Annotated in this window: 24 protein-coding genes and 2 tRNA genes; all 26 read right to left on the bottom strand. The window is 41.9% G+C overall.

All coding sequences use genetic code 11. From position 1 onward, the window contains the following. Position 1: 1 nt before the first annotated feature. Positions 2 to 2,485 (bottom strand): stage II sporulation protein E, encoded by a 2,484-nt coding sequence (gene spoIIE / locus NST73_RS00400; RefSeq protein ID WP_342495145.1) that lies wholly within the window; start codon positions 2,483 to 2,485, stop codon positions 2 to 4. Positions 2,486 to 2,688: 203 nt separating this feature from the next. Next, positions 2,689 to 2,760, bottom strand: a tRNA-Glu gene (locus NST73_RS00395). Positions 2,761 to 2,785: 25 nt separating this feature from the next. Continuing rightward, positions 2,786 to 2,859 (bottom strand) — tRNA-Met (locus NST73_RS00390). 179 nt (positions 2,860 to 3,038) lie between these two features. Continuing rightward, positions 3,039 to 3,437, bottom strand: coding sequence for a S1 domain-containing RNA-binding protein (locus NST73_RS00385; RefSeq protein ID WP_003217901.1), 399 nt, complete (start codon positions 3,435 to 3,437; stop codon positions 3,039 to 3,041). A gap of 82 nt (positions 3,438 to 3,519) precedes the next feature. Then, positions 3,520 to 3,894, bottom strand: coding sequence for a septum formation initiator family protein (locus NST73_RS00380; protein ID WP_007496186.1), 375 nt, complete (start codon positions 3,892 to 3,894; stop codon positions 3,520 to 3,522). Positions 3,895 to 3,912: 18 nt separating this feature from the next. After that, positions 3,913 to 4,551 carry a spore cortex biosynthesis protein YabQ gene (gene yabQ / locus NST73_RS00375; RefSeq protein ID WP_039170118.1) on the bottom strand — a complete coding sequence of 213 codons (639 nt, stop codon included), beginning with the start codon at positions 4,549 to 4,551 and terminating at the stop codon, positions 3,913 to 3,915. Beyond that, positions 4,548 to 4,856 carry a sporulation protein YabP gene (gene yabP / locus NST73_RS00370; RefSeq protein WP_007496190.1) on the bottom strand — a complete coding sequence of 103 codons (309 nt, stop codon included), beginning with the start codon at positions 4,854 to 4,856 and terminating at the stop codon, positions 4,548 to 4,550. Before yabP ends, yabQ begins: the two co-directional genes overlap by 4 nt. A 74-nt stretch (positions 4,857 to 4,930) precedes the next feature. Continuing rightward, positions 4,931 to 5,191: an RNA-binding S4 domain-containing protein gene (locus tag NST73_RS00365; RefSeq protein WP_008341839.1), complete on the bottom strand. Its 261-nt coding sequence runs from the start codon at positions 5,189 to 5,191 to the stop codon at positions 4,931 to 4,933. Further along, positions 5,188 to 6,672: a nucleoside triphosphate pyrophosphohydrolase gene (gene mazG / locus NST73_RS00360; protein ID WP_058337196.1), complete on the bottom strand. Its 1,485-nt coding sequence runs from the start codon at positions 6,670 to 6,672 to the stop codon at positions 5,188 to 5,190. The genes NST73_RS00365 and mazG overlap by 4 nt, the downstream gene beginning before the upstream one ends. 1 nt (position 6,673) lies before the next feature. Further along, complete coding sequence (locus NST73_RS00355; protein ID WP_135009443.1) at positions 6,674 to 8,266, bottom strand: polysaccharide biosynthesis protein; 1,593 nt, start codon at positions 8,264 to 8,266, stop codon at positions 6,674 to 6,676. A gap of 206 nt (positions 8,267 to 8,472) precedes the next feature. After that, complete coding sequence (gene spoVT / locus NST73_RS00350) at positions 8,473 to 9,009, bottom strand: stage V sporulation protein T (protein ID WP_007496196.1); 537 nt, start codon at positions 9,007 to 9,009, stop codon at positions 8,473 to 8,475. Between the two features lie 139 nt (positions 9,010 to 9,148). After that, positions 9,149 to 12,682, bottom strand: coding sequence for a transcription-repair coupling factor (gene mfd, locus NST73_RS00345; protein ID WP_144680501.1), 3,534 nt, complete (start codon positions 12,680 to 12,682; stop codon positions 9,149 to 9,151). Between the two features lie 67 nt (positions 12,683 to 12,749). Then, positions 12,750 to 12,980, bottom strand: coding sequence for an anti-sigma-F factor Fin family protein (locus NST73_RS00340; RefSeq protein WP_003217967.1), 231 nt, complete (start codon positions 12,978 to 12,980; stop codon positions 12,750 to 12,752). Positions 12,981 to 13,035: 55 nt separating this feature from the next. Further along, the gene (pth, locus tag NST73_RS00335) at positions 13,036 to 13,602 is read right to left on the bottom strand and encodes an aminoacyl-tRNA hydrolase (protein WP_007496201.1); all 567 of its coding nucleotides are present in this window, start codon (positions 13,600 to 13,602) and stop codon (positions 13,036 to 13,038) included. Between the two features lie 140 nt (positions 13,603 to 13,742). Then, entirely contained in the window at positions 13,743 to 14,369 is a 627-nt protein-coding gene (locus NST73_RS00330; protein WP_017359319.1) for a 50S ribosomal protein L25/general stress protein Ctc, read from the bottom strand. 138 nt (positions 14,370 to 14,507) lie between these two features. Further along, positions 14,508 to 15,461, bottom strand: coding sequence for a ribose-phosphate diphosphokinase (locus NST73_RS00325; protein ID WP_003217907.1), 954 nt, complete (start codon positions 15,459 to 15,461; stop codon positions 14,508 to 14,510). A gap of 22 nt (positions 15,462 to 15,483) precedes the next feature. Further along, complete coding sequence (glmU, locus tag NST73_RS00320) at positions 15,484 to 16,854, bottom strand: bifunctional UDP-N-acetylglucosamine diphosphorylase/glucosamine-1-phosphate N-acetyltransferase GlmU (RefSeq protein ID WP_342499297.1); 1,371 nt, start codon at positions 16,852 to 16,854, stop codon at positions 15,484 to 15,486. Between the two features lie 198 nt (positions 16,855 to 17,052). Further along, a complete protein-coding gene (gene spoVG, locus NST73_RS00315; RefSeq protein ID WP_008357439.1) occupies positions 17,053 to 17,349 on the bottom strand; it encodes a septation regulator SpoVG in 297 nt (98 codons plus the stop codon). Between the two features lie 224 nt (positions 17,350 to 17,573). Continuing rightward, on the bottom strand, positions 17,574 to 17,951 hold the full coding sequence (ridA, locus tag NST73_RS00310; protein WP_046527604.1) for a 2-iminobutanoate/2-iminopropanoate deaminase: 378 nt from the start codon (positions 17,949 to 17,951) through the stop codon (positions 17,574 to 17,576). A gap of 38 nt (positions 17,952 to 17,989) precedes the next feature. Next, on the bottom strand, positions 17,990 to 18,823 hold the full coding sequence (gene purR / locus NST73_RS00305; RefSeq protein WP_007496210.1) for a pur operon repressor: 834 nt from the start codon (positions 18,821 to 18,823) through the stop codon (positions 17,990 to 17,992). 55 nt (positions 18,824 to 18,878) lie between these two features. Then, the gene (gene ispE / locus NST73_RS00300; RefSeq protein WP_017359321.1) at positions 18,879 to 19,748 is read right to left on the bottom strand and encodes a 4-(cytidine 5'-diphospho)-2-C-methyl-D-erythritol kinase; all 870 of its coding nucleotides are present in this window, start codon (positions 19,746 to 19,748) and stop codon (positions 18,879 to 18,881) included. 150 nt (positions 19,749 to 19,898) lie between these two features. Beyond that, the gene (locus tag NST73_RS00295) at positions 19,899 to 20,081 is read right to left on the bottom strand and encodes a small, acid-soluble spore protein, alpha/beta type (protein WP_103132751.1); all 183 of its coding nucleotides are present in this window, start codon (positions 20,079 to 20,081) and stop codon (positions 19,899 to 19,901) included. Between the two features lie 161 nt (positions 20,082 to 20,242). After that, positions 20,243 to 20,500 (bottom strand): Veg family protein, encoded by a 258-nt coding sequence (locus NST73_RS00290; protein WP_003217979.1) that lies wholly within the window; start codon positions 20,498 to 20,500, stop codon positions 20,243 to 20,245. Positions 20,501 to 20,713: 213 nt separating this feature from the next. Next, positions 20,714 to 21,598, bottom strand: coding sequence for a sporulation peptidase YabG (gene yabG, locus NST73_RS00285; RefSeq protein WP_007496216.1), 885 nt, complete (start codon positions 21,596 to 21,598; stop codon positions 20,714 to 20,716). 288 nt (positions 21,599 to 21,886) lie between these two features. Further along, positions 21,887 to 22,765, bottom strand: a complete 879-nt coding sequence (gene rsmA, locus NST73_RS00280) for a 16S rRNA (adenine(1518)-N(6)/adenine(1519)-N(6))-dimethyltransferase RsmA (RefSeq protein ID WP_024719357.1) — start codon at positions 22,763 to 22,765, stop codon at positions 21,887 to 21,889. Continuing rightward, positions 22,758 to 23,318 (bottom strand): ribonuclease M5, encoded by a 561-nt coding sequence (gene rnmV, locus NST73_RS00275; protein WP_008341876.1) that lies wholly within the window; start codon positions 23,316 to 23,318, stop codon positions 22,758 to 22,760. Before rnmV ends, rsmA begins: the two co-directional genes overlap by 8 nt. Positions 23,319 to 23,441: the final 123 nt, after the last annotated feature.

Raw genomic sequence — 23,441 nt, 5'->3', positions numbered from 1 at the left:
TTCAAGAAATCTCTTGTTTCTGGAGATAGAATGTACCTGTCGGAATGGATGCCCATTTTGGTGTATTGTGGTCGAGCCTAATGACGACAACCGTCATATCGTCATCGATTTGACCTGCTCTTGTGCGAATGACCTCCTCCATTAATAAATCAGCAATCTCTTGCGGATCTTCTGTTTTAAAGCTCTTCATTTTTCGTTTGACCCACAAATCATGATTTTCGATATGCTTTGGTCCTTCAAAGATACCGTCGCTCATCATGATAAGGAGATCTCCTGCCTTCATCTGTTCACTCACCACTTCTACTTCAAATTCATCAATAATGCCAATAGGCAAGTTGCTGGCCTGTACCTTCATCACTTGATCACCACGTTTAATAAAACTTGGGGTGGAGCCAATCTTGAGGAACTTACAGCTCGCATCCTGTAAATCAATGATAGATAAGTCTAATGTGGAATAGACTTCATCTGTTGTCCGTAAAGATAAAATGCTATTAATCGTTTTAATCGCTACTTTTTCATCAATACCAGACGCCAAGATTTTTTCTAACAGCTTGATCGTTTCATTGCTTTCAAAATGGGCTCTTGCTCCATTTCCCATCCCATCACTAATAGCTGCGGCATATTTACCTGCACCCAGCTCCATCATGCTGTAGCTGTCTCCAGATACTAATCCTCCGCCTTTCGCTGCATGTGCTACACCTGTAGACACTCGATACGATTTTGCAGAACCGAATACAACATGACAATAACCTGTTGGATGATCCGCACACTGCTCTGCTTTGACTAAAACTTGTTCTTCTAAAATATCCGAGAGCATTGGAGCGATGATTTTTTCGCATTCCCCATGACCTTGGCAATAGGGAATTCTCATCTCTATATCAACATTTCCCTGTTCTAAGCTATAAATTTCAACTTGCTGAATTTCAATTCCAAAGTTCTGAAGTGCTTCTATCATCTGCTCTTCCTGAATAAAATGCTGCTCTCTTTCTCGTTTTATTTCCCGGGAAAAATCCTCCATGACTTGTGAGACACCCATAAGTTGTTCGGCCACAAGGCGCCTGCTGTCTTGGACCTTTTTCTTTAAGGTCTGATTTGCTTTATAGTAAGCTATCTCCTCTTCAATCAATTCTTCTACATGCTTTGATTTTGAGCAGTGCTGACTGAATTTCTTTTTCAACTTCCGGTTATGCTCGTACGTTTTTTCATCAGATTCATGCATAACTTGTTTCATGAGTTCATAGGTTGTATCAAAGTTCTGCACCCAGCATTTATTTTTCTTATAGCACGTTTGACAGGAACGTTCTGTGATCGTACTTAAAAAAAGATCTACATCCTCTTCCTGCTTCTTCTCCTCAGGAATGGATTCGTAAAATGTCGCAAAACTCTCAGACAGCGCATGAAATACATTAGAGAATTGATCTACCTTTTTTGCTGTCACGTCTCGTACTTTTCTGGCATATTGCTGCTGTTCCTGTACATGCTCTACCGTACCAGGAATATATTTTGCCACCTTGGACGTTACTGACTGTGGCGTGAGCAAAAACAGTGCAACTGCGATGAGTGATTCATATAGCGTTGTCATTAGCCCTGCTGACCCTTCACCGTAGAGGGAGATTAGTAAAGAACCCACAATCAAGCCGATGGCTGCTCCTGCTTTTTTCCCCTCTTTTAATAATCCGCCTAATAAGCCCGAAAAGGCAAGCAGACTCATCTGATAAAGGTTGCCGATGTTGGCGAGACCAAGAATTAATCCAGTTACAACACCCACTGTACAACCAATACTCGCTCCTCCAATAAAGGCAAAGCTCAGCACTACATATCGTGACAAAATATGCTCTGCCTGCATTCCTTGAAATGTGATCCCAGCCAGACCTGTTAAAACTGAAGCGATTAATATCATAAAGCAAATAATTTCTTCAACCTTTAAAGAGTGTTTGATTTTCCTGACTGTAAATATCGGCAAACTTTGAAGAAAAATCAGTGTCAAAATGAAGGCAAGTCCAGCTTCAACCCCTGCCATCACATAGTCATAGCTTTGAACCGCACCCTGCTCGAGGTATACAAAAGCTCCCCTTGTCATCAGCATTGAGAGCACAATCACAACCGGTAATGTTTTCACTGGGTCTTTGATGATGAATGAAACGACCTTTGACATGAGAAGGAACACGATCAATGACGCAAACACGAATAATGCATTTTGAGGTGATATCGTCATCGCTCCAGCGAGTAAAGCAAGACAAGCAAGCATGGCTTTATCCCTTTTAATGAGCACCATGGACCCAAAGAAAGGCAATGCAAACGGCATAATTTCAGATAAGATAAAGGCTCGTCCCAATAAAAAGCCCAGAACAACATAAATAAACCCTTTATAGAAAAAAAGAGAATGCGTATGATGAAGAAACAGGTTTTTCATCTTTTTTAACCCTGCACTGATTCTTTCAAACCCGGCTCCCGTTAAATCAGTTCTTCTTTCTAGTTTTTCCATCTTTTCATCCCCCACCTGATATTCGTTGCTTGTCATTATAGCGAAGGTGAAAAAGAAATTTTGTCAAAAGAAGTTGTCGTTTCCATAAAACGTTCGACGCTTTATTTGCCAAAAAGGCATACTTTCTTGAAAGTCGATGTCTTTCATCAGAATTTTACGAAAGCACAAAAAAACAGCTTTCCTATAGAAAGCTGTTTTGAAGATGACCCGTACGGGATTCGAACCCGTGTTACCGCCGTGAAAGGGCGGTGTCTTAACCGCTTGACCAACGGGCCTTGCTTATTGTTCTTTTTAAAAGGATAGCGGCGGAGGGGATCGAACCCCCGACCTCACGGGTATGAACCGTACGCTCTAGCCAGCTGAGCTACACCGCCATAATATAAAATGCGCTAAGAAGCACAAGAACTATAATACAAAGGATTCGCTTGTCCGTCAATAGAAAGTTTTAAATTAAATGGCGAAATCACAAAAAACGTTGAATTTGTATTGAAAAAAAGCACCCGCTAAACAGCAGGTGCTTTGTTGTGAAAGATATATAGAAAGCAGCAACAAGTTAACCTCTTCTTGCTCCGCGTCCCCCACGTTTTGATTCCGTGTTACGTTTTAAAGATGTTAAGCGGTCTTCACTATCTTTTAAGAATTTGTTCATTTTTTGCTCAAACGATTCCTTCGGACGGAAATCATTTCTGCTCGGTCTTGATTGTTGTTGTTGAGGACGATCTTTTGCTTTTTTAATGGACAAGCCGATTTTACCGTCTTTTTCAACGTTAATCACTTTCACTTCAACTTGTTCACCGACTTTTAAATGCTCATTAATATCTTTTACATAGTTATCGGCTACCTCACTGATATGAACGAGACCAGTTGAACCGCCTGGCAACTCCACAAAAGCTCCAAAATTTGTAATGCCCGTAACTTTCCCTTGTAACTTGCTGCCAACTTCAATCGACATAAAAAAAGTGCTCCTCCTTAGACTTATAAAAAAATCTCATTTGTTCAATTATACATAAACTGAATTTTAAGTGTCAACAAGGCTAATCGCTCTTATTGCCCACATCAAAGATTTTTTCGCCTTTTTTGGACATATAATAGTCCCGTCGTGCCAGTTCGAGTACGTATTCCTTGCTTTTCAGCTTTTTAATTTCATCAGAAATATCTTCCTGCTTTGTTTGTAATTGCTTCAATTCTTTTTCAAGCGCAACCTTCTTCTCTTCTTTTTCTTTCAATGCAGACGATTGCGACCAGAGGGCACTTGTTACCAAAACAGCAAACATGAGCACAATGACTCCAAACACGGTAAGCCTTCTAAGGAGTCCCCGGCGTTTGCGTTTTAGGCGCTGCGCTTGCTGTTCCATTTGTTTTTGATAATCATTTTGAATTTGTGCGATATTTCTTTTTCTCTCGTTCAAGGATGAAGGCCTCCTCTCTTACTTTGTCCAGAATTGTTTCCATTTCGTTTTCATGGTACGAGATACTTTCTTGATCCCTTGTAAAATTCCTGCTCCTTTTGAGAAAAACAACCTCATTGATGTTCGCCATTTTTCGGGAATTCGATGAATAATGGTTACATTGAGTAACCAAATAAGCGGATAACAAACAATATACAGCACCTTCCACACGAGTCGAAACGCAAAACGAACAAGGCGTAAGAGCAAGTGGAACAAGAACAGAAGAGCACTTATGATCAAACCAACGATCCAGCGAATGGGCTGGAAAACCATCGACATGATCAGCCTTTTCAGGACGAGAACAGTCTGATAAATACACCTCATCACAAACTTGAGGATGTTCATATACAGCTGTTTCATCAATGCCTGGTACATCGAGAAACCTAAAGCAACAGCTAGAAAAATATAAAGCCTGAATTCTCCCTCATTGGTCAGCAGCAGGACATAAAAGAATAAGAGACCCTGCACCACCCAAAAAAGGAGGTCGTGAATGACCAGCAGCCATTTTGCTGTTTTTTCCCGGTTCACAAACAGCTTGTACGTATCCAGCGATGCGCCCAGCCAGATGCCCATCGCCGCCATCGAAAGCATCGTATAAAACTGGACCGTCAGTGTCATTTAAACAGCTTGCTAAAAAATCCTTTAGCTTTCTCCCCGTGCTGCTCATCTACATAGATTAAGTCAAAGACACGCCCTTTAATGGACACAACGCCCTTTTCTACATCTAAGTTTTTCATTTGCAGATTTTCTCCGCGAATGGCGAGGACTCCCATGACAGTCTCAAGCAGAAATTCTTCATTATCAAAGCTCTCGACTTGTTTGACCCCGGTAATATCTAAATGCTTTCTGTTGCGCATTGTGACATGATGCTCGGCTTCTGATGACAACTTCGTGCCTTGAGGTTGATTATAATATTGATTCATTTATACATCCCCCATATCTCATACTTGCATTGTTACTGCATTGTATGTGACAGGCGGGACATTTAGAACAAGCCCTACTCTGCTGTTTTCTCTTCTTTTAGCACGGTATACATGCCAGCAGCTTCTTCTTTTTTCGTTGTGTCTTTTAACTCGTTGACTTGAACGGTCACAAGCTTTTGGCCGAAGCGGATTTGAAGCTCGTCTCCTTCTTTCACGTCAGAGCTGGCTTTCGCCTGAGTGCCATTAATGGAAATTCTCCCTTGATCGGCTACTTCTTTTGCCAATGTTCTTCTTTTGATTAAACGAGACACTTTTAAGAATTTATCTAGTCTCATGTATGTTCACCTCTTTCTATGCGTTTGGCATCGTTCCACAGATCGTCCATTTCTTCTAGGGTCAAGTCCTCTAGTGAACGCCCTATGTCCTTTGCTTTTTGTTCAATATGCTGAAAGCGCCGCATAAATTTTGTGTTTGCAGAAGAGAGGGCGGTTTCAGGCTCTAGGTGATAAAATCTGCCGATGTTGACGAGAACAAATAAAAGATCCCCAAATTCATCCTTCATCTGCTTTGTTGCACCTTCATCCGTTTTCTCTGCCACTTCCACAAGGAATTCCTGCTTTTCCTCTTCGTATTTGTTCCAAATATCCTCTACTTCTGTCCAATCGAAGCCCACTTTCGCTGCTTTCTTTTGGAGCTTATAGGCTTTTGTTAAAGCTGGAAGAGTCGTTGGAATGGATTGCAAAATAGATGCTGCACGCTCCGGTTTTTCCTGCTGCTTGATTTTTTCCCAGTTGGCGACGACATCTGATGCTTCAGACACATCCGTATCACCAAACACATGCGGATGTCGTCGAATCATTTTTTCTGTGACATGCTGGATGACGTCATCCATTGAGAAGTAACCATCATCTTCACCAATTTGAGCATGGAGTAAAACTTGAAGCAGTACATCTCCGAGTTCTTCAACCATATGATCTGGATCGTCTTCATCTATGGCTTCCAGCAGCTCATAACATTCTTCAATTAAATATGGTTTGAGCGACTCATTCGTTTGTTTTTGATCCCAAGGACAACCGCCAGGACCTCTTAATGTACGAATGACTTCACGGAAAGTGTCAAATTGTTGATAAAGTAGCTTTTCATCTTGGATTGGAGGCACATAAACACTCGTTAAGTTATTTATCGACACATCTCGATCAAGTTCAAATAAAGGAACACCTGTAATCTGTTCCTGACTGCTTCCAGCTGCCGTTACGATAAAGACTTCATAATCGTCAGGTAGCTTTTCCATGAGGGTCAGCTTCACATTCGAGGCTGTCATCTGATCATATACTTGACAGATCAGCACATGCTGGGTCAACTTTAGATCATCCGCTCTCATATCCCCTGCGTCAACGAATTGCAGCCCTTCAATTGGGTCAATCTGTAAGGAATTAAACGTCGCATCCAAAAAGCTTTGTCCACCAGCCACGTACACCTCAACCCCGCGCTCCTTCTGTTGTGAAACAAGAAGCTGCACTGTCTTTTCCGCTACAAACGGGTGACCTGGTACTGCATAAACAATATCTTTCTCCTCAGCCTCTCGGAAGAGAATGTCTGTGATTTCCTCATACACTGCATCAAACTGATCATGCTTTTCATATATCTCATCAAAAAAGGTCAGAGACGGGACTTCCTGCATCAATTCTGCGGTGAGTGGATGATCCTGCGTTCTCATGTATACTTCTTTCGCCTGCTTCAGCTGCTTATATACACCGAGCGTCAGCTGATCCATGTCGCCTGCCCCAAGACCAACGACTGTAATCTTACCTGCCATTTCAATTCCCTCTCATCTGTTTAAAATATAAAATCTTTTCTCCTAATGGAATGAGTCTCCATTCCTCTTCCGTAAATACGTCTAGCTTAAGAATACTATATAAAAAGGCGAAACCACCAATAAAAACTGAAGTCAGGCTCTCTAAAACAGAAAACGGACGTTTCTCAAAGGGAATGACCCAAGAAAACAATGCCTGATATCCAATTAAAACGACGGCCATGAATGCTGCTGATAAAAGAATTTTCACTGGGAATAGCTCTCTTATTGAAATCCACCCTTTATGCTTCAAATACACCGCATTGAGCGCAGCGGCGGCGAGAAACCCACAAACAGTCGACCATGCGGCTCCATAAATGCCGAATAACGGGACAAGAGCCAGCGTCAGCCCCCATTTCACCAGTACACTGATCAGGACCACAATAGCCGGGTACACGGTATGTCCCAGACCCTGAAGTAAAGCGGTTTGCGTAATCGCCATTGATGTAAAGGCAATGGATATGCAAAATATTTGCAGCGCATCTGTCCCTAAGTCATTACGAAAAAGCATAATGTTTACAGACGATAAAATACATATAAGCCCGACAGCTGAACCAATCCCCAGCACCGATGTTGCCTTAAACGATGTACGTACTTTTTCACGAATTGCTTCATGCTGCCCTTTTCTTAAGGCCGACGACAAAAACGGAACAAGAGACGTCCCGATACTAATTGCAAACACCGTCCCGAGCTGCAGGAACGGCTGACCTCGGTCATATACGCCTTTTGCCGCCTTTGCAGCTGCTTCACTCAGTCCCTCACTGCGCAGCAGCGCATACAAGTGAAAAGCATCGATCATTTGCATCCATAGGATCAGCAATCCACTCACACAAATCGTCAATGTATACAGCACCAAACTCTTCAGCACATCTTTTTTCCGCAGTGTAGCCTGTTTTAATGTCTTGCTCGCTGACAACCGCTTCCGATAGGTCAGCCAAAGGAAAAGAAGCAAAAGGAGTGAAGCAGCACTTCCAGCTATAGAAGAGAACACCGCACCCGCTCCTGTTTCATAAAGCGAATAGCCATGTCTCACAAAATAGAAAGATAAAACAAGCAGGACGCCTACTCTGATGAGCTGCTCAGCCAATTGAGAGACCGCAGTGGGGAGCATCAGCCCATCACTCTGAAAAACACCCCTCAGCATCACGGTAAGTGGCAGAAATAAAAACACAAACGAACTCATCTGGATGAGAAGCATTAATTGACTGTCCGCCATGAGATTCGCAATTGTGCCTGCTCCTATATATAAACAAAGAAATAAGACCAAGCTCAGCAAAGTGATATACACCAAGGATACCTTTGTAATGATTCGGCGATTCTCCTCACCATGCTCGCTCAGGAGCTTGGACACCATCACAGGAAAACCAGTGGTGCCGAGCATAATCGCAATGCCAAGAAAGGGATAGACCTGCTGATAAATATAAAAACCTGTGTCTCCTACGATATTTTGAAAAGGGACACGATATACGGCACTCAGTACCTTTGATAACAAGCCTGCGATGGTTAAAATCACCGCACCTTGGAAAAGCCAATGCGGCTGATTCACAGCATTTTTCATGGATGACTCCTTTATGTTCAATCAAAAAATATACCTGCATTTAAACGCACTCATTATATCATATGTGAATGAAAAGCCGTTTCTTTATAAGGAGTAGACGGCACATTCCTCGTTTTGTTTCATTCCATATAAAAAAACGCCGACAAAATCAAAATGATTTCATCGGCATTCTTTCGTTTTATCAAAATGATATACAATTATTAGACCTAGTGTTCCATTTGACGGGCTAAGAAGCCAGCTGCCGTTTCTGCCGCTTTATGCTCCACTTCTCCCATTGAACGCTCTTTAGAAAATAAGACGACGGCGCCAATTGGATCTCCGTTTGCAACAATAGGTGCAATGGTATAAGCTGATACATCATCATCAATACCATCCACAAGCTGAATTTCTTTCTTGCTGTCCTCTAATACAGAATTACGCTGATCCATTGTTCGTTCAAGTAAATCACTAATGGATTTGTTTAAGTACTCTTTTTTTGAACTGCCGGATACAGCAATATACGTATCACGATCACAGATGAGGATAGAATGACCCAAACTGTCGAATAAAGCATCAGCATATTCCTTCGCAAAGTCTCCTAGCTCACTAATCGGTGAATACTTCTTCAAAATGACTTCTCCATCGCGGTCGACAAAAATCTCAAGTGGATCTCCTTCCCGGATGCGCAATGTTCTGCGAATCTCCTTCGGTATAACCACTCTACCTAGATCATCGATGCGGCGTACAATTCCAGTTGCTTTCATTCACTGCTGCCTCTCTTTCGTTTGATGATGTGTTGGGTGAATGGAACAAAAGCGTCCACTTTATGCAACATTCACCACTTGACCCTGAGATTAGTATCTGTCACATCAAACGTAATATACACGAGAGACCAACAAAATTTTATGAAGATGGAATGGTTTCTTTTTTCACATCTTGAAGACCTCGAAGCATACGAAGAACGACTTCAAGCCACTCCTCCGTTTTCTTGCCTTTTGTTTGGACAGAAATAATCAGCTTGCTGCCTTCCATGCCAAGACCGATATCACGTCCATATTGACTGCCAAGCTCAAATAATTTTTGACCATCGATGTCGCTGCTAGCTTTTTCATCGAGAGTAAGTCTGACAATGCCTTTCTCCATCTTGATCAACTCGACACGTTCCTGCACAGCGTACACCTTCATCGTCGCAATCGTGAACAAATCAGCCACTTCTTGCGGATATTCTCCGAATCGGTCAATCATTTCATCTTGAAGCTCTTTCCGCTCTTCTATTGATCCAATCGCTCTAAACTGTTTATACATCTCGATCTTTTGTTTGCCATCAGAAATATAGCTATCTGGAATGTAGGCATCAATTTGGAGATCAATTTCCGGCTCAAATTTTTCTTGAGCAGTCGTATCGCCTCTTCTTTCTTCAATGGCTTCTTTCAGCATTTGAGAGTAAAGGTCGAATCCAACAGAATCAATAAATCCATGCTGCTGTGCACCAAGTAAATTTCCTGCTCCTCGAATCGTTAAGTCACGCATCGCAATCTTAAAGCCTGATCCGAGCTCAGTGAATTCTTTAATAGCTTGAAGTCTTTTCTCTGCTACTTCAGAAAGCACTTTATCTTTTCGATAAGTGAAATAAGCATAGGCCACACGATTCGAGCGCCCAACTCGTCCTCTTAACTGGTACAGTTGCGAAAGCCCCATTTTATCAGCATCGTGAACAATGAGCGTGTTCACATTTGGTATGTCTACGCCCGTTTCGATAATGGTTGTACTGACGAGTACATCCGATTCACCTTCTAGGAAATTAATCATCACGGATTCCAGCTCGTTCTCACTCATTTTCCCATGTGCGTAGCTTACTTTTGCGTCTGGAACAAGCATCGAGATTTCATCTGCTTTTCGTTCAATATCCTCCACTCGGTTATAAAGGAAGTACACTTGACCGCCTCTTGCCAGTTCTCGCTCAATGGCTTCTCTAACTAACGCACCATTGTACTCGACAACATAGGTTTGAACTGGGAAACGGTTCTCAGGTGGTGTTTCAATAACAGATAAGTCACGTACGCCAAGCATCGACATATGAAGCGTACGAGGAATTGGCGTTGCCGTTAACGTCAGCACATCAATATTGGCTTTCATTTGTTTAATTTTCTCTTTATGCGTCACACCGAAGCGCTGCTCTTCATCAATAATTAACAGTCCTAAATCCTTGTACACAATGTCTTTTGAAAGAAGACGATGCGTCCCAATGACCATATCAATCGTTCCGTTTTTCAGCCCTTTTAAGGTTTCTGTTGTTTCTTTTCGTGTACGGAAGCGGCTAAGCTGAGCGATTTTAACAGGATAGTCTTGGAATCTGTCCATAATCGTGTCAAAATGCTGCTGCGCTAAGATTGTTGTTGGTACAAGCAGTGCCACCTGCTTCCCGTCGGCAATAGCTTTGAAGGCCGCTCGAATCGCCACCTCTGTTTTTCCATAGCCCACATCTCCACAAAGCAGACGATCCATCGGGCGCTCCCGCTCCATGTCTTGTTTGATTTCATGAATCGAGCGAATTTGATCGTCTGTTTCTTGGTAAGGGAATGCCGATTCAAACTGGCGCTGCATCTCATGGTCAGGCGAGAAGGCATACCCTTTGCTTGCTTCACGTTCTGCGTACAGCTTAATCAGATCATCTGCAATGTCCTGCACAGATGATTCTACTTTTTTCTTCACGCGCTTCCAGTCGCTGCCGCCTAGTTTGTATAGCTTTGGTTCTTTTCCTTCTGACCCAACATACTTCTGCACCTGATCAATTTGTTCAACAGGGACATAAAGCTTGTCGCTTCCTTGATAATGAATATTTAAATAATCTTTATGAATGCCGCCAATTTCAAGCGTTTCAATTCCTAAATACTTACCGATCCCGTGGTTAATGTGCACCACGTAATCGCCCACTTGCAGCTCTGAATAGCTTTTGATTCGCTCTGCGTTCGTCAGCTTTTGCTTACGTGCCTGCTTTTTCACACGTTTCTTGAAAAGTTCACCCTCTGTAATGACAGCAATTTTGGATAAAGGCAGTTCAAAACCGGTTTGCAGCTCACCTTGTAAAATATATACTTGCCCGCTGACAAGCTCAGCATCAGGTTTAGCAAGAGCTGCTTCAATGTCATAATCATGCAAGACAGATGACAGCTTCTCTGTCCGCTCTTCATCCGCACCTAAAAAGACAACCGTATAATTCTGCTTTTTGTAGCGTTCAATTTCACTTGCAAGCACATTCATCTGCCCATGGAAATTCTGCATTTGCTTACTAGATACATTGACGATATTTTGCGGATTGGTCTGCTGAACATGTCTCAAAAATAAGGAATAGTACAGAATCGATCTCGATTGCTGATTGAACAGCTCTTGAAATGGGAAGGAAAGGGCTAGATCATGCAGGATATTCCCTTCTTCCAGCAGACTAATTGTCCAATCTGCTTCTTCCTGTTCAAGCTGTTCTTCCATCTCCTGAATTCTGCTGATTTCATCTAGAATGATAATCGTATCCTGCGATGTATAATCTAGCAAACTAGCAGGCTTTTCATAGAAATAGGACAGATACTTCGTCATTTCTTGTGTCACAATACCTTCTAGCAGCTTCTCACGATCAGCAGAAATATTCTGATGGAGCAGTTCTTTTTGTTTATCCGAGTTGAATTTCTTTAAACTGTTGGCAAGACCTTCGTCAAGCTGTTCAATCGCTCTCACTCGTTCAGGCCCTCTTACAATCAGCTCTTTCGCCGGGCCAATCTTGATTTCTTGAAGTGTTTCCAATGAACGCTGCGTGTCAGAGTGGAAGGACCGAATAGAATCCACTTCTGTATCAAACAGCTCAATACGGATCGGGTGGTCTTCCGTTAATGCATAAATGTCAATGATTCCTCCGCGCACACTAAAGTCTCCGGGCGCAGCGACCATGGACGTCCGGTCATAACCGATTTGCACGAGTTGTTTTGAAAACGCCTCCAAATCAATTTCTTCACCAACCTTTAAATGGATCTGACTCTCCTTCCAGAGCTCAACAGGAGGAAGCATTCTACGCACTGCAGCTGCTGGGGTCACGACAATCGGATTTTCTCCATTCGCGAGACGATTCAATACATCAAGACGCTGCGCTCTAAGCTCCGGGCTTGCCACAGCAATTTCAGATGCAATGAGTTCATTGACAGGATAAAGAAGGACCGAGCGATCTGGCATCACACTTGATAGATCATCTGTGACCTTCTGCGCTTGATATAAGTTGTGTGTCACAATAAACATCGGCCGCTTTAATTCGTCTGATATGGCGGCTGTAAATAAAGATCTGACGGAGCCTGATAGTCCGGCGAGCAGTTGTTCTTTTAAACCTTCCTTTAGCCCATTAAAAATGGACTGAAAATCATCACTTTGTTTGATAAATGATTGTATATTTTTCATTTGGCTCCTCCTCCCTGCTTGTTTAAAACAGAAAAACGCTTTGGTCTATTATCTACACCAAAGCTTTTTATTGAATAAAGGTATGATACTGATGGTAATCAGGATTTCTTTCGAGCGCCTCTTGGCAATCCTCACAAATGGTTTGTACATGTAAATCACCATTTTCCCTATAAGAAATCATATCGTTTCTTTCCTCATTTGTTAAGTGATGAAATCCAAGTGCTTCACTTTGGACAGCGGATTCATCTAGACTGCCAACCTTTACACCACAGTGCCGGCAGTAATAGTGCAAAGCCATACGTGATCCTCCCATGCTGAGATTTTATGATCAGTATGTGCTTTGCTTATCATTCTTATACCTTCTTGTTAAAATCATTCATCACTTCTAAAAATGGCTTTGTTAAAGCCGCTTCACAAGCTTCAACAGATGCTTGAATAGCAGATGAGATATCAGGCTGTTCTTCCTCTGAGAAGCGTCCTAGTACGTAATCGACGACCTTCATGCCGTTTTGTGGACGGCCGATGCCGATACGGAATCGGTCAAACTCTGGTGAACCTAAATGCTGAATCAACGATTTGATTCCGTTATGTCCGCCTGCACTTCCTTTAGTACGCAAACGAATCCGGCCCGTTGGCAAATCAAGATCATCATAGATGACCTTCAAATGTTCAAGGGGAATATCATAGTAATCCATCAGCGGACGCACACATTCCCCTGATAAGTTCATATATGTAAGAGGCTTCACAAGTAGAACCTTTTGCCCCGAAACAAACCCAGTTCCATATTGTCCATGGAATTTTGATTGATTTAATGGGATGTCCCATTTTTTTGATAGTTCATCTATTGTCATAAACCCGACGTTATGTCTTGTTTTTTCATATTCTTTTCCTGGATTACCCAATCCAACGAACGCAATCATGAAACCAATAACCTCCTTTGTCGCACATGCACACGCCTAAAAAATGAGCCAATGTGATTGCCTCATGCAAAACGTATGAATTCTTTTCATTCTAGCACAAAAGACGTAACCGCGGGAGGGTTACGTCTCTAATTGACCAGTTATTCTTCGCTGTCATCTTTTTCTTTAATGGCCTCAGGCTCTTGCGTTTCCTCTTCACTATCTGGCTCTGGAACCTCTGATTGCTGAGGCGGTAAGATCGAAGCAACAACTTCTTCTGGATCATTATTAATTTGATACGTAGATTGAACAGTCAGATCACCAACTGTTAGTACGTCATTTACTTCTAAGTTTGTAATATCAGCTTCAATATTTTGCGGGATATCCTTTGGTTTTGCTGTAATGGATAGCTCAAATAGTGGCTGCTGAAGCACACCGCCATCCTTTACACCTTTGGATTCGCCAATGAGTTGTACAGGTACATCTGCGTCAATTTCTCGCTGTAAGTCGACCACTTGGAAATCAGCGTGGACAAGCTCATTTTTCAACGGATCTGTTTGCAATTCTGTTACCATCACAGATTTTGTTTCACCGCCAACGTCTAATGTGATGATTGTGTTTTTTCCTTCATCACGTAATGTCTTTAATAAATCAATACTGTCTAATGAAACAGCAAGGTTGTCTGTATTTTTTCCGTATATGACACCAGGAACGTGTCCTGAATGACGGATTTTTTGCAGTGTGGAACGTTTGAAATCAGTTCTTTTATTTGCTTTTAAAGTTGCCATATTCAGCACCATCCTATTTCTTTTTTGTCACTACTTTCATAAATACCCATAACTGAATCATTTTAAACATGTTTGTCTTTCATTTATCACAGCAAAAAGACCCCAAGCTGATGCCTAGGGCCTTTTTCAATCAGAAAATTAGCTGAAAAGGTAGCTCACAGATTCTTCTTCATGTACACGGATGATGGCTTCTGCAAGCAAAGGCCCAACTGAAAGCGGAATGAATTTTCCAACTTTCTTGTCATCTGTTAAATGAATACTGTTTGTCACAACTAATTCTTTAATTTTAGAGTTTGTAATACGTTCTACTGCTGGTCCAGACAATACTGGGTGAGTACAACAAGCATAGACTTCAGCCGCTCCATTTTCCACAAGTGCATTTGCAGCAAGTGTAATCGTACCAGCTGTATCAATGATATCATCGATGAGAATCGCCGTTTTGCCTTCAATGTTCCCAATGATGTTCATCACTTCAGCCACGTTCGGCTTCGGACGACGTTTGTCGATAATTGCGATTGGTGCTTTCAGGCGGTCCGCCATTTTGCGCGCACGCGTAACACCACCGTGGTCAGGAGACACAACAACGATATCATTTAAGTTTTTCTGTTCAAAATAGTTTGTTAAGATTGGCACAGCCATTAAGTTATCGATTGGAATATCAAAGAAACCTTGGATTTGCGGCGCATGAAGGTCAAGTGCAATGACACGTGTAGCACCTGCTGTTTCAAGTAAGTTCGCAAAAAGCTTCGCCGTGATTGGCTCACGAGGTTTCGCCTTACGATCTTGACGTGCATATCCGTAATAAGGGATGACAATATTGACCGTTTTCGCAGAAGCGCGTTTTAGTGCATCTACCATAATGAGTAGCTCCATAATGTGCTCATTGACTGGCGCACTAGTAGATTGAATAACATAACAATCACAGCCACGGATACTTTCTTCAATATTGATTTGGACTTCACCGTCACTAAAACGTTTAACAGAGCTCTTTCCTACATCAACTCCGATACGATCGGCAATTTCTTTGGCAAGTTCAGGGTTTGAATTCAAAGAGAATATCTTTAAATTCGCATCAGCATAACGATTAGACATGGTAAACCTCCGGGTATTTGGATTATTTTTTATGAATATTTTTCACATAATCTTCTTTATTGACTTGTCTTGCTCTAGCAATAGACAATGCATCCTGCGGTACATCTTCTGTAACCGTTGAACCGGCTGCAACATATGCCCCTTTTCCGACAGTGACTGGTGCAACGAGATTTGAATTACAGCCAATAAATGCGCCATCTTCAATCTTCGTTAAGAATTTGTTCTTCCCATCATAATTAACTGTAATGGATCCACAACCAAGGTTTACATCCGTTCCGACCTCTGCATCTCCAATATAGCTTAGATGAGACGCTTTGCTTCGGTCACCGAAAACTGTTTTCTTGATTTCGACAAAATTTCCGATCTTCACTTCATCGCCAATTTTCGACAACGGGCGAATATGAGCAAACGGTCCAATTGTCACATCTACCCCAACTTCACTATCACAGACAACAGACTGCTTAATGACTGTCCGATCTCCAATTACGCTATCAACAATTTCAGTGTTCGGACCCATTGTGGCATCTGCACCAATCTTTACATTTCCTTTGATGACCGTCCCAGGATAAATCATTGTATCTTCACCGATGACTGCATCGGGCGAGATATACGTGTTCTCAGGATCAATCAAGGTTACACCATTCTTCATATGCTGATGATTAATACGTCGCTTCATGAATTGCTCTGCTTGTGATAGAGCGATACGATCATTGACTCCAAGTGTTTCTTCAAAATGCGGTGTTTGATACGCTGCAACCGTCTGTCCTTCATTCTTTAGAATTTCAATGACATCCGGCAAATAGTATTCACCTTGTGCATTTTCATTTGACACTTGCTCAATCACACGGAAGAGATCTTCATTTGAAAAGCAATAGGTTCCAGTATTAATTTCATTCACTTGACGTTCAGCATCATTTGCATCTTTATGCTCGACGATCTTTACCACAGCACCTGTTTCATCACGAAGAATACGTCCATAACCTGTTGGATCATCCGCGTGTGCTGTCAAAATCGTGACTTTCGCTTGTTGTTTTTGATGCTCGCTTAACATGGCTTCCATTGTTTCCGCTGTCAATAATGGTGTATCTCCACAAATGACAATGGTTGTTCCCTTTTCCTGCGCGAGGAACGATTTGGCTTGTTTGACGGCATGTGCTGTTCCCAGCTGTTCTTCTTGAAGTGCATATTCACTTCTGTCCCCAAGCTGCTTCTTGACGTCCTCTGCTCCATGACCGACAATCGTCACAAGCTTGGCTAAAGATAGCTTTAACGCTTGATCTGCCACATGCTCGACCATTGGCTTTCCGCAAACTGGATGAAGTACTTTGTATAACTTTGACTTCATTCTTGTTCCTTTTCCCGCTGCTAAAATCACTGCGAACCGCTTATCCATTGATTGGCCTCCAATATCCCTATTATCCATAGAAAAATATATCCTAAATAAGGACTGATTTCAAGGATACAAGAGGAAGTGCATTAATTTTCTAATGAACGGGAGACATAAGGAACAAGAGAAAAAACGCAAAAAAGACAGCATTTAAAAGAAAACATTCATTTTCTCTTAAAGCTGTCTTTTTAGGTTCACATATCTTTAAGAAGCTCCAGCTTCTTCATATTCAATTGTCTCTTCCTCTTCGCCTAAGCGATGATACTCATTTAAAACAGCATCTTGGATTTTACCCCGAGTGCTTGAATTAATTGGATGTGCAATGTCGCGAAACTCTCCATCAGGCGTACGTTTGCTAGGCATTGCAACAAACAAGCCATTGTTTCCATCAATCACACGAATATCATGAACAACAAATTCGTGGTCCAGCGTGATGGATGCAATCGCCCTCATGCGACCATCGGTATTCACGCGGCGTAATCTTACGTCAGTAACTTCCACAGTAGTTCACCACCTTTTCCCAATATAAAAGCATTAATTAGGTATTCAACGATTGTGGTGATTCTCCTGCTCTTTTTTTAAACTTTTTTTGAAATATCGGGATATTTATACATTTTTTGTCATTTTAATGACGACGCTTACATCGGTTGCGTGAAAAAAGACATCATGACGATGCCTTTTCATACATATAATGAAACCAAACGGTCTCCAAAGAGATGGCCTGTTTATTTCACTAATGCCACAACTTCAATTTCTACAAGTGCATCTTTTGGAAGTCTGGCTACTTCTACACATGAACGAGCTGGCTTATGTGTATGGAAGTATTCACCGTACACTTCATTCACTTCAGCGAATTGTTCCATATCTTTAATGAAAACCGTTGCTTTCACGACTGTTTCAAAGGAAGCACCCGCTGCTTCAAGGACGGCTTTAAGATTATGAAACACTTGATGTGTTTGTTCTTTAATATCTCCATTCACAAAATCTCCAGCTGGCGTTAACGGAATCTGCCCTGAGCTGTAAAACATGTTATTGACGATAACCCCTTGAGAGTAAGGTCCAATGGCTGCTGGCGCGTTTTTGGTTTGAACAACTTTTGTCATATCAATCTCTCCCATTCAAATACATGTTTGATCAAAGCTTAAGCTTTCGAATGAAAAAACTCGTGGAAATTGCCTTCATTAATCTCAATGATTTTCTGCTTCATATCAATGGTTGAAAGCTTTAAAAGTGATACATATTCATCGACAAGACGTTCATCTACGCCTTCATCTTCTAATAAAACACCGATCCCTGCAACATTTGCATTAAATTCCTCTAGAAGATTCATCATGCCATTAATGGTTCCGCCTGCTTTCATAAAGTCATCAATAATCAACACATTGGATCCTTTATCTAAGCTCCGCTTTGCAAGTGACATGGTTTGAATTCGGTTAGAAGAACCTGATGCATAATTAATACTAACAGTTGATCCTTCAGTTACCTTATTATCTTTTCTAACGATCACAACAGGCACATTTAAATAACCTGCAACAGAATAGGCAATCGGAATACCTTTCGTCGCAACAGTCATGACAACATCAATCGGTCGATCCGAAAAAATGGTCGCAAAAAGCTTACCGATTTTCGCAAGAATCGATGGATTGCCTAAAACATCAGTTAAATATAAATAACCGCCAGGAAGCACACGTTCAGGAGTTGATAATGCCTCTCCGATATCGTTGACGACTTCGTCTGCTTCTTTTAGATGAATCTTTGGAATATATTTCACTCCGCCAGCAGCGCCAGGTACAGTAAGTAAAGTCCCTATTCCCTGCTGTTCGAAGGTCTGTTTGATAATCGTTAAGTCTTCACTAATAGAGGACTTCGCAGATTGATATCGCTCTGCAAAAAAAGTTAAAGGTACTAGTACGTGCGGGTGGGTTAACAAATAATTTGTTAAGTCCACCAATCTGCCGCTTCGACGAAACTTCATGAACTTACCCCCAGAACCCGAATAATTTATGAATAATATAACTTAATATACGGATTTAATCAAGGGTATTTTGTTCGCCGATCATGCGGACAGCGTAAACCTGATCACAAAATCCTCTCAGTCCGTTATATATTCTTTGTACCTTCGATTCATATTGAATCAAGCCAAATACAGTTGGCCCGCTGCCGCTCATTAATACAGCATCTGCTCCGAAACGCTTCATCTGTCTCTTAATCATATCGACTTCCGGATACATTTTTAATGTCACAGATTCCAACACGTTACCGAGTGAGCCGCACATCTCTTTATAATCTTTCGCTTCAATTGCTTCAATCATACGCTGTACATTTGGGTGTTCTACTTTGCTTGCGTCATATTGTCTGTAGACCTCAGCTGTAGATACCCCAATCACCGGCTTCGCTAAAATCACCCAGCAATGCGGCGGTGTCGCAATATGCTTTAGTTTCTCTCCACGTCCTGTCGCTAGTGCTGTCCCTCCGTGTACACAAAAAGAGACATCTGAGCCGATCTCCGCTCCAAGCTCAGCTAGTTCATCTAACGTGAGATTTAACTTCCACAAACGGTTTAAGCCGCGAAGCGCTGCTGCGGCATCACTGCTACCTCCAGCTAAACCTGCTGCGACGGGAATTGCTTTTGTGATGACAATCGATACGCCTTTTTGAATACCGAATCTTGTTTTTAATAATTTAGCTGCCTGATAAGCCAAATTCCGTTGATCATCTGGCACAAAACGATTATGAGATGATACACGGATTTCGTCTTTGTCCAGCTCCGTCAGCTCTAGTCGATCTGCAAGATCTATTGTTGTCATCACCATCTCCACTTCGTGATATCCATCCGGTCTTTTTCCATGAACATCAAGTGAGAGATTAATTTTTGCCGGTGCTTTTTCTAAAATACGCAAACATTTCACCTACTTCTCCATCTAAACATAAGTATCAATATTGTATCACATTTGATGGATCTGATGAATATTGGCTTTTGCCCCCAGCACACTCACTTTTTCAAGCAAAAAAGACCAGAGACACCCGAGGTATCCCTGATCATTTCTTTATCATTGATTCTCTTCTTGAGCCATGTGCTGTTGAGCTAATTCAATGGCACGTTTGACCATATTTCCTGCGTCACGCGCACGAATCTCTCCCCAGCCTCCATTTTTGACGGTATCATAAAATCCAAGATCCTTCGCCAGCTCGTATTTGAACTCATCTGACATAATGCCTCGGCGTCTACCCAAACGAAACAGCCCCTTTGGTCGAGAATTCGAATCATCGCCACTCATTTGTGGCTTTCTTATTTTGCATCGATTCCTGCCTTTTACCCCTTTCAAATAATGGACAGCCTCCCATACAGAAAAAAGGCAAAACAAAAAGCAGTAAACAAAAAGTTCACTGCCCATTAATAGGCGACTGAGCTAGCGGTATCATCGAACGTTAATTCGACCGTCTCAGTCAGTATATCTGCATAACTGTAAGAAACTCTTTCAAACGAATTCTCATCTTGATCTAATTGAATCACAAAAACAGAAGGGTACGTTTCAGCTAAAATGCCCGAACGCTCAATTGTTTTTCGGCGGCCTCCGTTAGCCTTTAACGTCAAACGTTTACCTAAGTTACCATCAAGCGATCTTTTGATGTCGGACAAAGTCTTCGCCATTGCATCCACCTCACTGAGATAATTATACAACAACGGCCCATTTTTGTCAAATAAAAATTAAATTATATCAACCAACACGAGCCATTGTCAACAAAATATTTTTGACAAACTTCTACCTTTTCTCCTCCCTATTTTTCTCAAATTCCGGTGAATTATGTATTCATATGAAATTTCTTTTTGAGCATAAAAAAAACCAGACTGAAATCAGTCGGGTTATGTCGATTCATGGTCTCTTTTATATGGCATACCTACCCTTAAAACGCCCCTTGTTTCAATCCCTCCGAGACCTTTTTCTCTCGTCAGCGTATTTCGGAGCACATCCCACACGTTGATTCGATCTACAAATGGAGTGAAGCTGATCTTGGCAACAATATAGACGGGGTCAAGTGCATGAATGTTGACACGTGAGGGTGAGCTTGCAAAATTAGCACCTGCTTGAATTAATGATTCAAAATGAGATTGGCAGGCACCTGCAAAGATCACGAGCTGATCTAAATGCGGAACCTTCCTTCTTGCCTTTTGAACCGTTTCAACGAAATGACGAGAATGACGATATGCACCGATATCGTGTACACCGCCCTTTTGTTTAGAATACGCATCATGTCCTGTGATGACCAAAATATCAGGCCGGTATTGATCAATTAATGAATCAATCATGCTTGGCATTTTCTTCTCGTGGCAATGCACACCATACACAGGTACACCGATTCTTTCATATACATCTAAGCATTTCTTTAAGTATGAAGCATCTCCATCTAAATGCAGAACCTTTCCGGGCATATGAAAATACTGCTCCTGATGCTGATATTGTCCAGACGTATAATACTCTTGTTTTTCACGAAGCAACTGATAATCTTGCCTGAGTAAGTCGAGCGATTCGTTAATTTTCCGTTCATCGTCCTTCTCTCTTGTCAGCTGCTCCTCTTTTTGAATCAAGACCAAATCTGACATCTTCGCATCGGCGATCAGCCTCACTTCATTCCCATGCAAAATGGCGGTGGCTTCGTGCTGGTCTGTCTCATCAATTCGAATGATACGAAACATAATATCCATCTGATAGGATGCCCTCGTCACCATATCTCCTATTTGAAATTGCATGCTTTTCACTCCACAATCAGGCTCTTATCCTGTTGGTATCGTCTTACGCTACACTTGTTCTTCTTTCAGGTGTGTTGTTCTTTCTAGCCTATGCCTGAACAGGTGAAGTGGTGAAAACCAAAAGAAAAAAGCCCTTATAAAAGAGCTTTGTCTTCTTTTCAGCGTGATAGAAAACCTTTGCAGCTCTAGGAAGGACGAGTACTGGCGCGGAGCGAATTTGACATTCGTGAGCACCAGCGCGCAGGACTGACACCGAATGCGAGGGTTTGTCTACACGCTGAAAAGCCCTTATGAAAGGGCTTTGTGTAAAACATTGGACAAACGGGCAAATTCATCGATTGACAATGATTCACCGCGGCGTTTCCCATCAACCTCAGCTGTTACAAGGGCTTCTTCAATGATGGCTTTATGTTTCTTGCCATCTGGCAGATTGTTCATCAAGTTATTCATCAATGTCTTCCGGCGCTGGCCAAAACTCGCACGAATCAGTTGAAAGAAAAACGTATCATTGTCTACTGAGACTGCAGGTGTTTCACGAACAGTTAGTTTGATCACCGCTGAATCCACATTCGGTTGTGGGACGAAAACCGTTTTCGGCACAACCATGACCGTCTTCGCTTCTGTATAAAATTGCACTGCAATCGACAAAGAGTTGTATTCTTTTGATGAAGGAGCAGCGGCCATGCGATCTGCTACTTCTTTTTGCAGCATGACAACGATGCCTTTCAATGGAAGGTTTTCTTCAAGCAATTTCATAATAATTGGTGTCGTCACATAATAAGGAAGGTTTGCTACGACCATTACTTCTTTACAGTCAGCAAATTGTTCTTCAATCACCTTTCTTACATCTGCCTTCAATACGTCTTGATGAATAATGGTGACATTATCATATGGAGAAAGCGTATCGTTTAAAATCGGCAATAGGCGCTGGTCGATTTCAAAAGCCGTGACTTTCTTTGCCCGTTTGGCGAGCTGTTCAGTCAACGCACCGATACCAGGGCCAATTTCAATTACACCTGTCTCATCCGTAATCTCTGCATGATCGACAATGCGATCTAAAATATTCGTATCAATTAAAAAGTTTTGCCCTAAGCTCTTTTTAAAAGAGAAACCGTACTTCTTCAGTATTTCCTTCGTTCTGATGGGCGTCGCAATATCTTTATTCATCGGCTTCCTCCTGCATGACGGTCTTTAAGGCCGCAATAAAATCCTCTTTCGTTATTTGGAACATGTGAAGACGCTTTTGCAGCTGCTTCGCATTTGTATATCCTATATTTAAAAGCACACCTAATCGTTCGCGGCGGCGTTTTGATGCTTCGCCTCCGATAAGGCCTGCGTCAAATAAATCGTCTAACGTAATCTCGCTTTCTGATTCTTCCATTTCCTCATGGACATGTGCAAGGCATTCTCGAATACTATCCAAGGAAGCATGCTCGACACCAATTCCTTTGTCCCGCTTCGCTTTCGCAAGGTGTTTTGGTAAAAAGGCGTGCTTACAGCCAGGGACAGCCTCTGCGATGGTTTTACGGATCTTTTCCCCAGGGAAATCAGGATCAGTTAAAATGATAACCCCCCTCGTCTCCTGAGCAAGACGCACTTGTTGAATGACTGTATCGCCAATGGCAGATCCATTCGTTTCAATCGTATCTGCATCAACTGCCATTTTTACTCTAGCAGTGTCGTCACGACCCTCCACCACAATGATTTCTTTGATTTTCATGTATTCCTCCGCTTGCAAAAACAATCTACATTTTTTTGTCAAAAAATGAAACCTTCCTTGCTGTTTTTGCGTCTAATTAATTAGAAAACAGTGCTTCTATTATAACCAAAAAAACAGAGGGTG

Origin of the sequence: Bacillus sp. FSL W7-1034 (genome assembly GCF_038593365.1) — a bacterium.
GTDB classification, from domain to species: Bacteria; Bacillota; Bacilli; order Bacillales; family Bacillaceae; genus Bacillus; species Bacillus altitudinis.
This window is presented reverse-complemented; position numbering and strand designations above follow the sequence as displayed.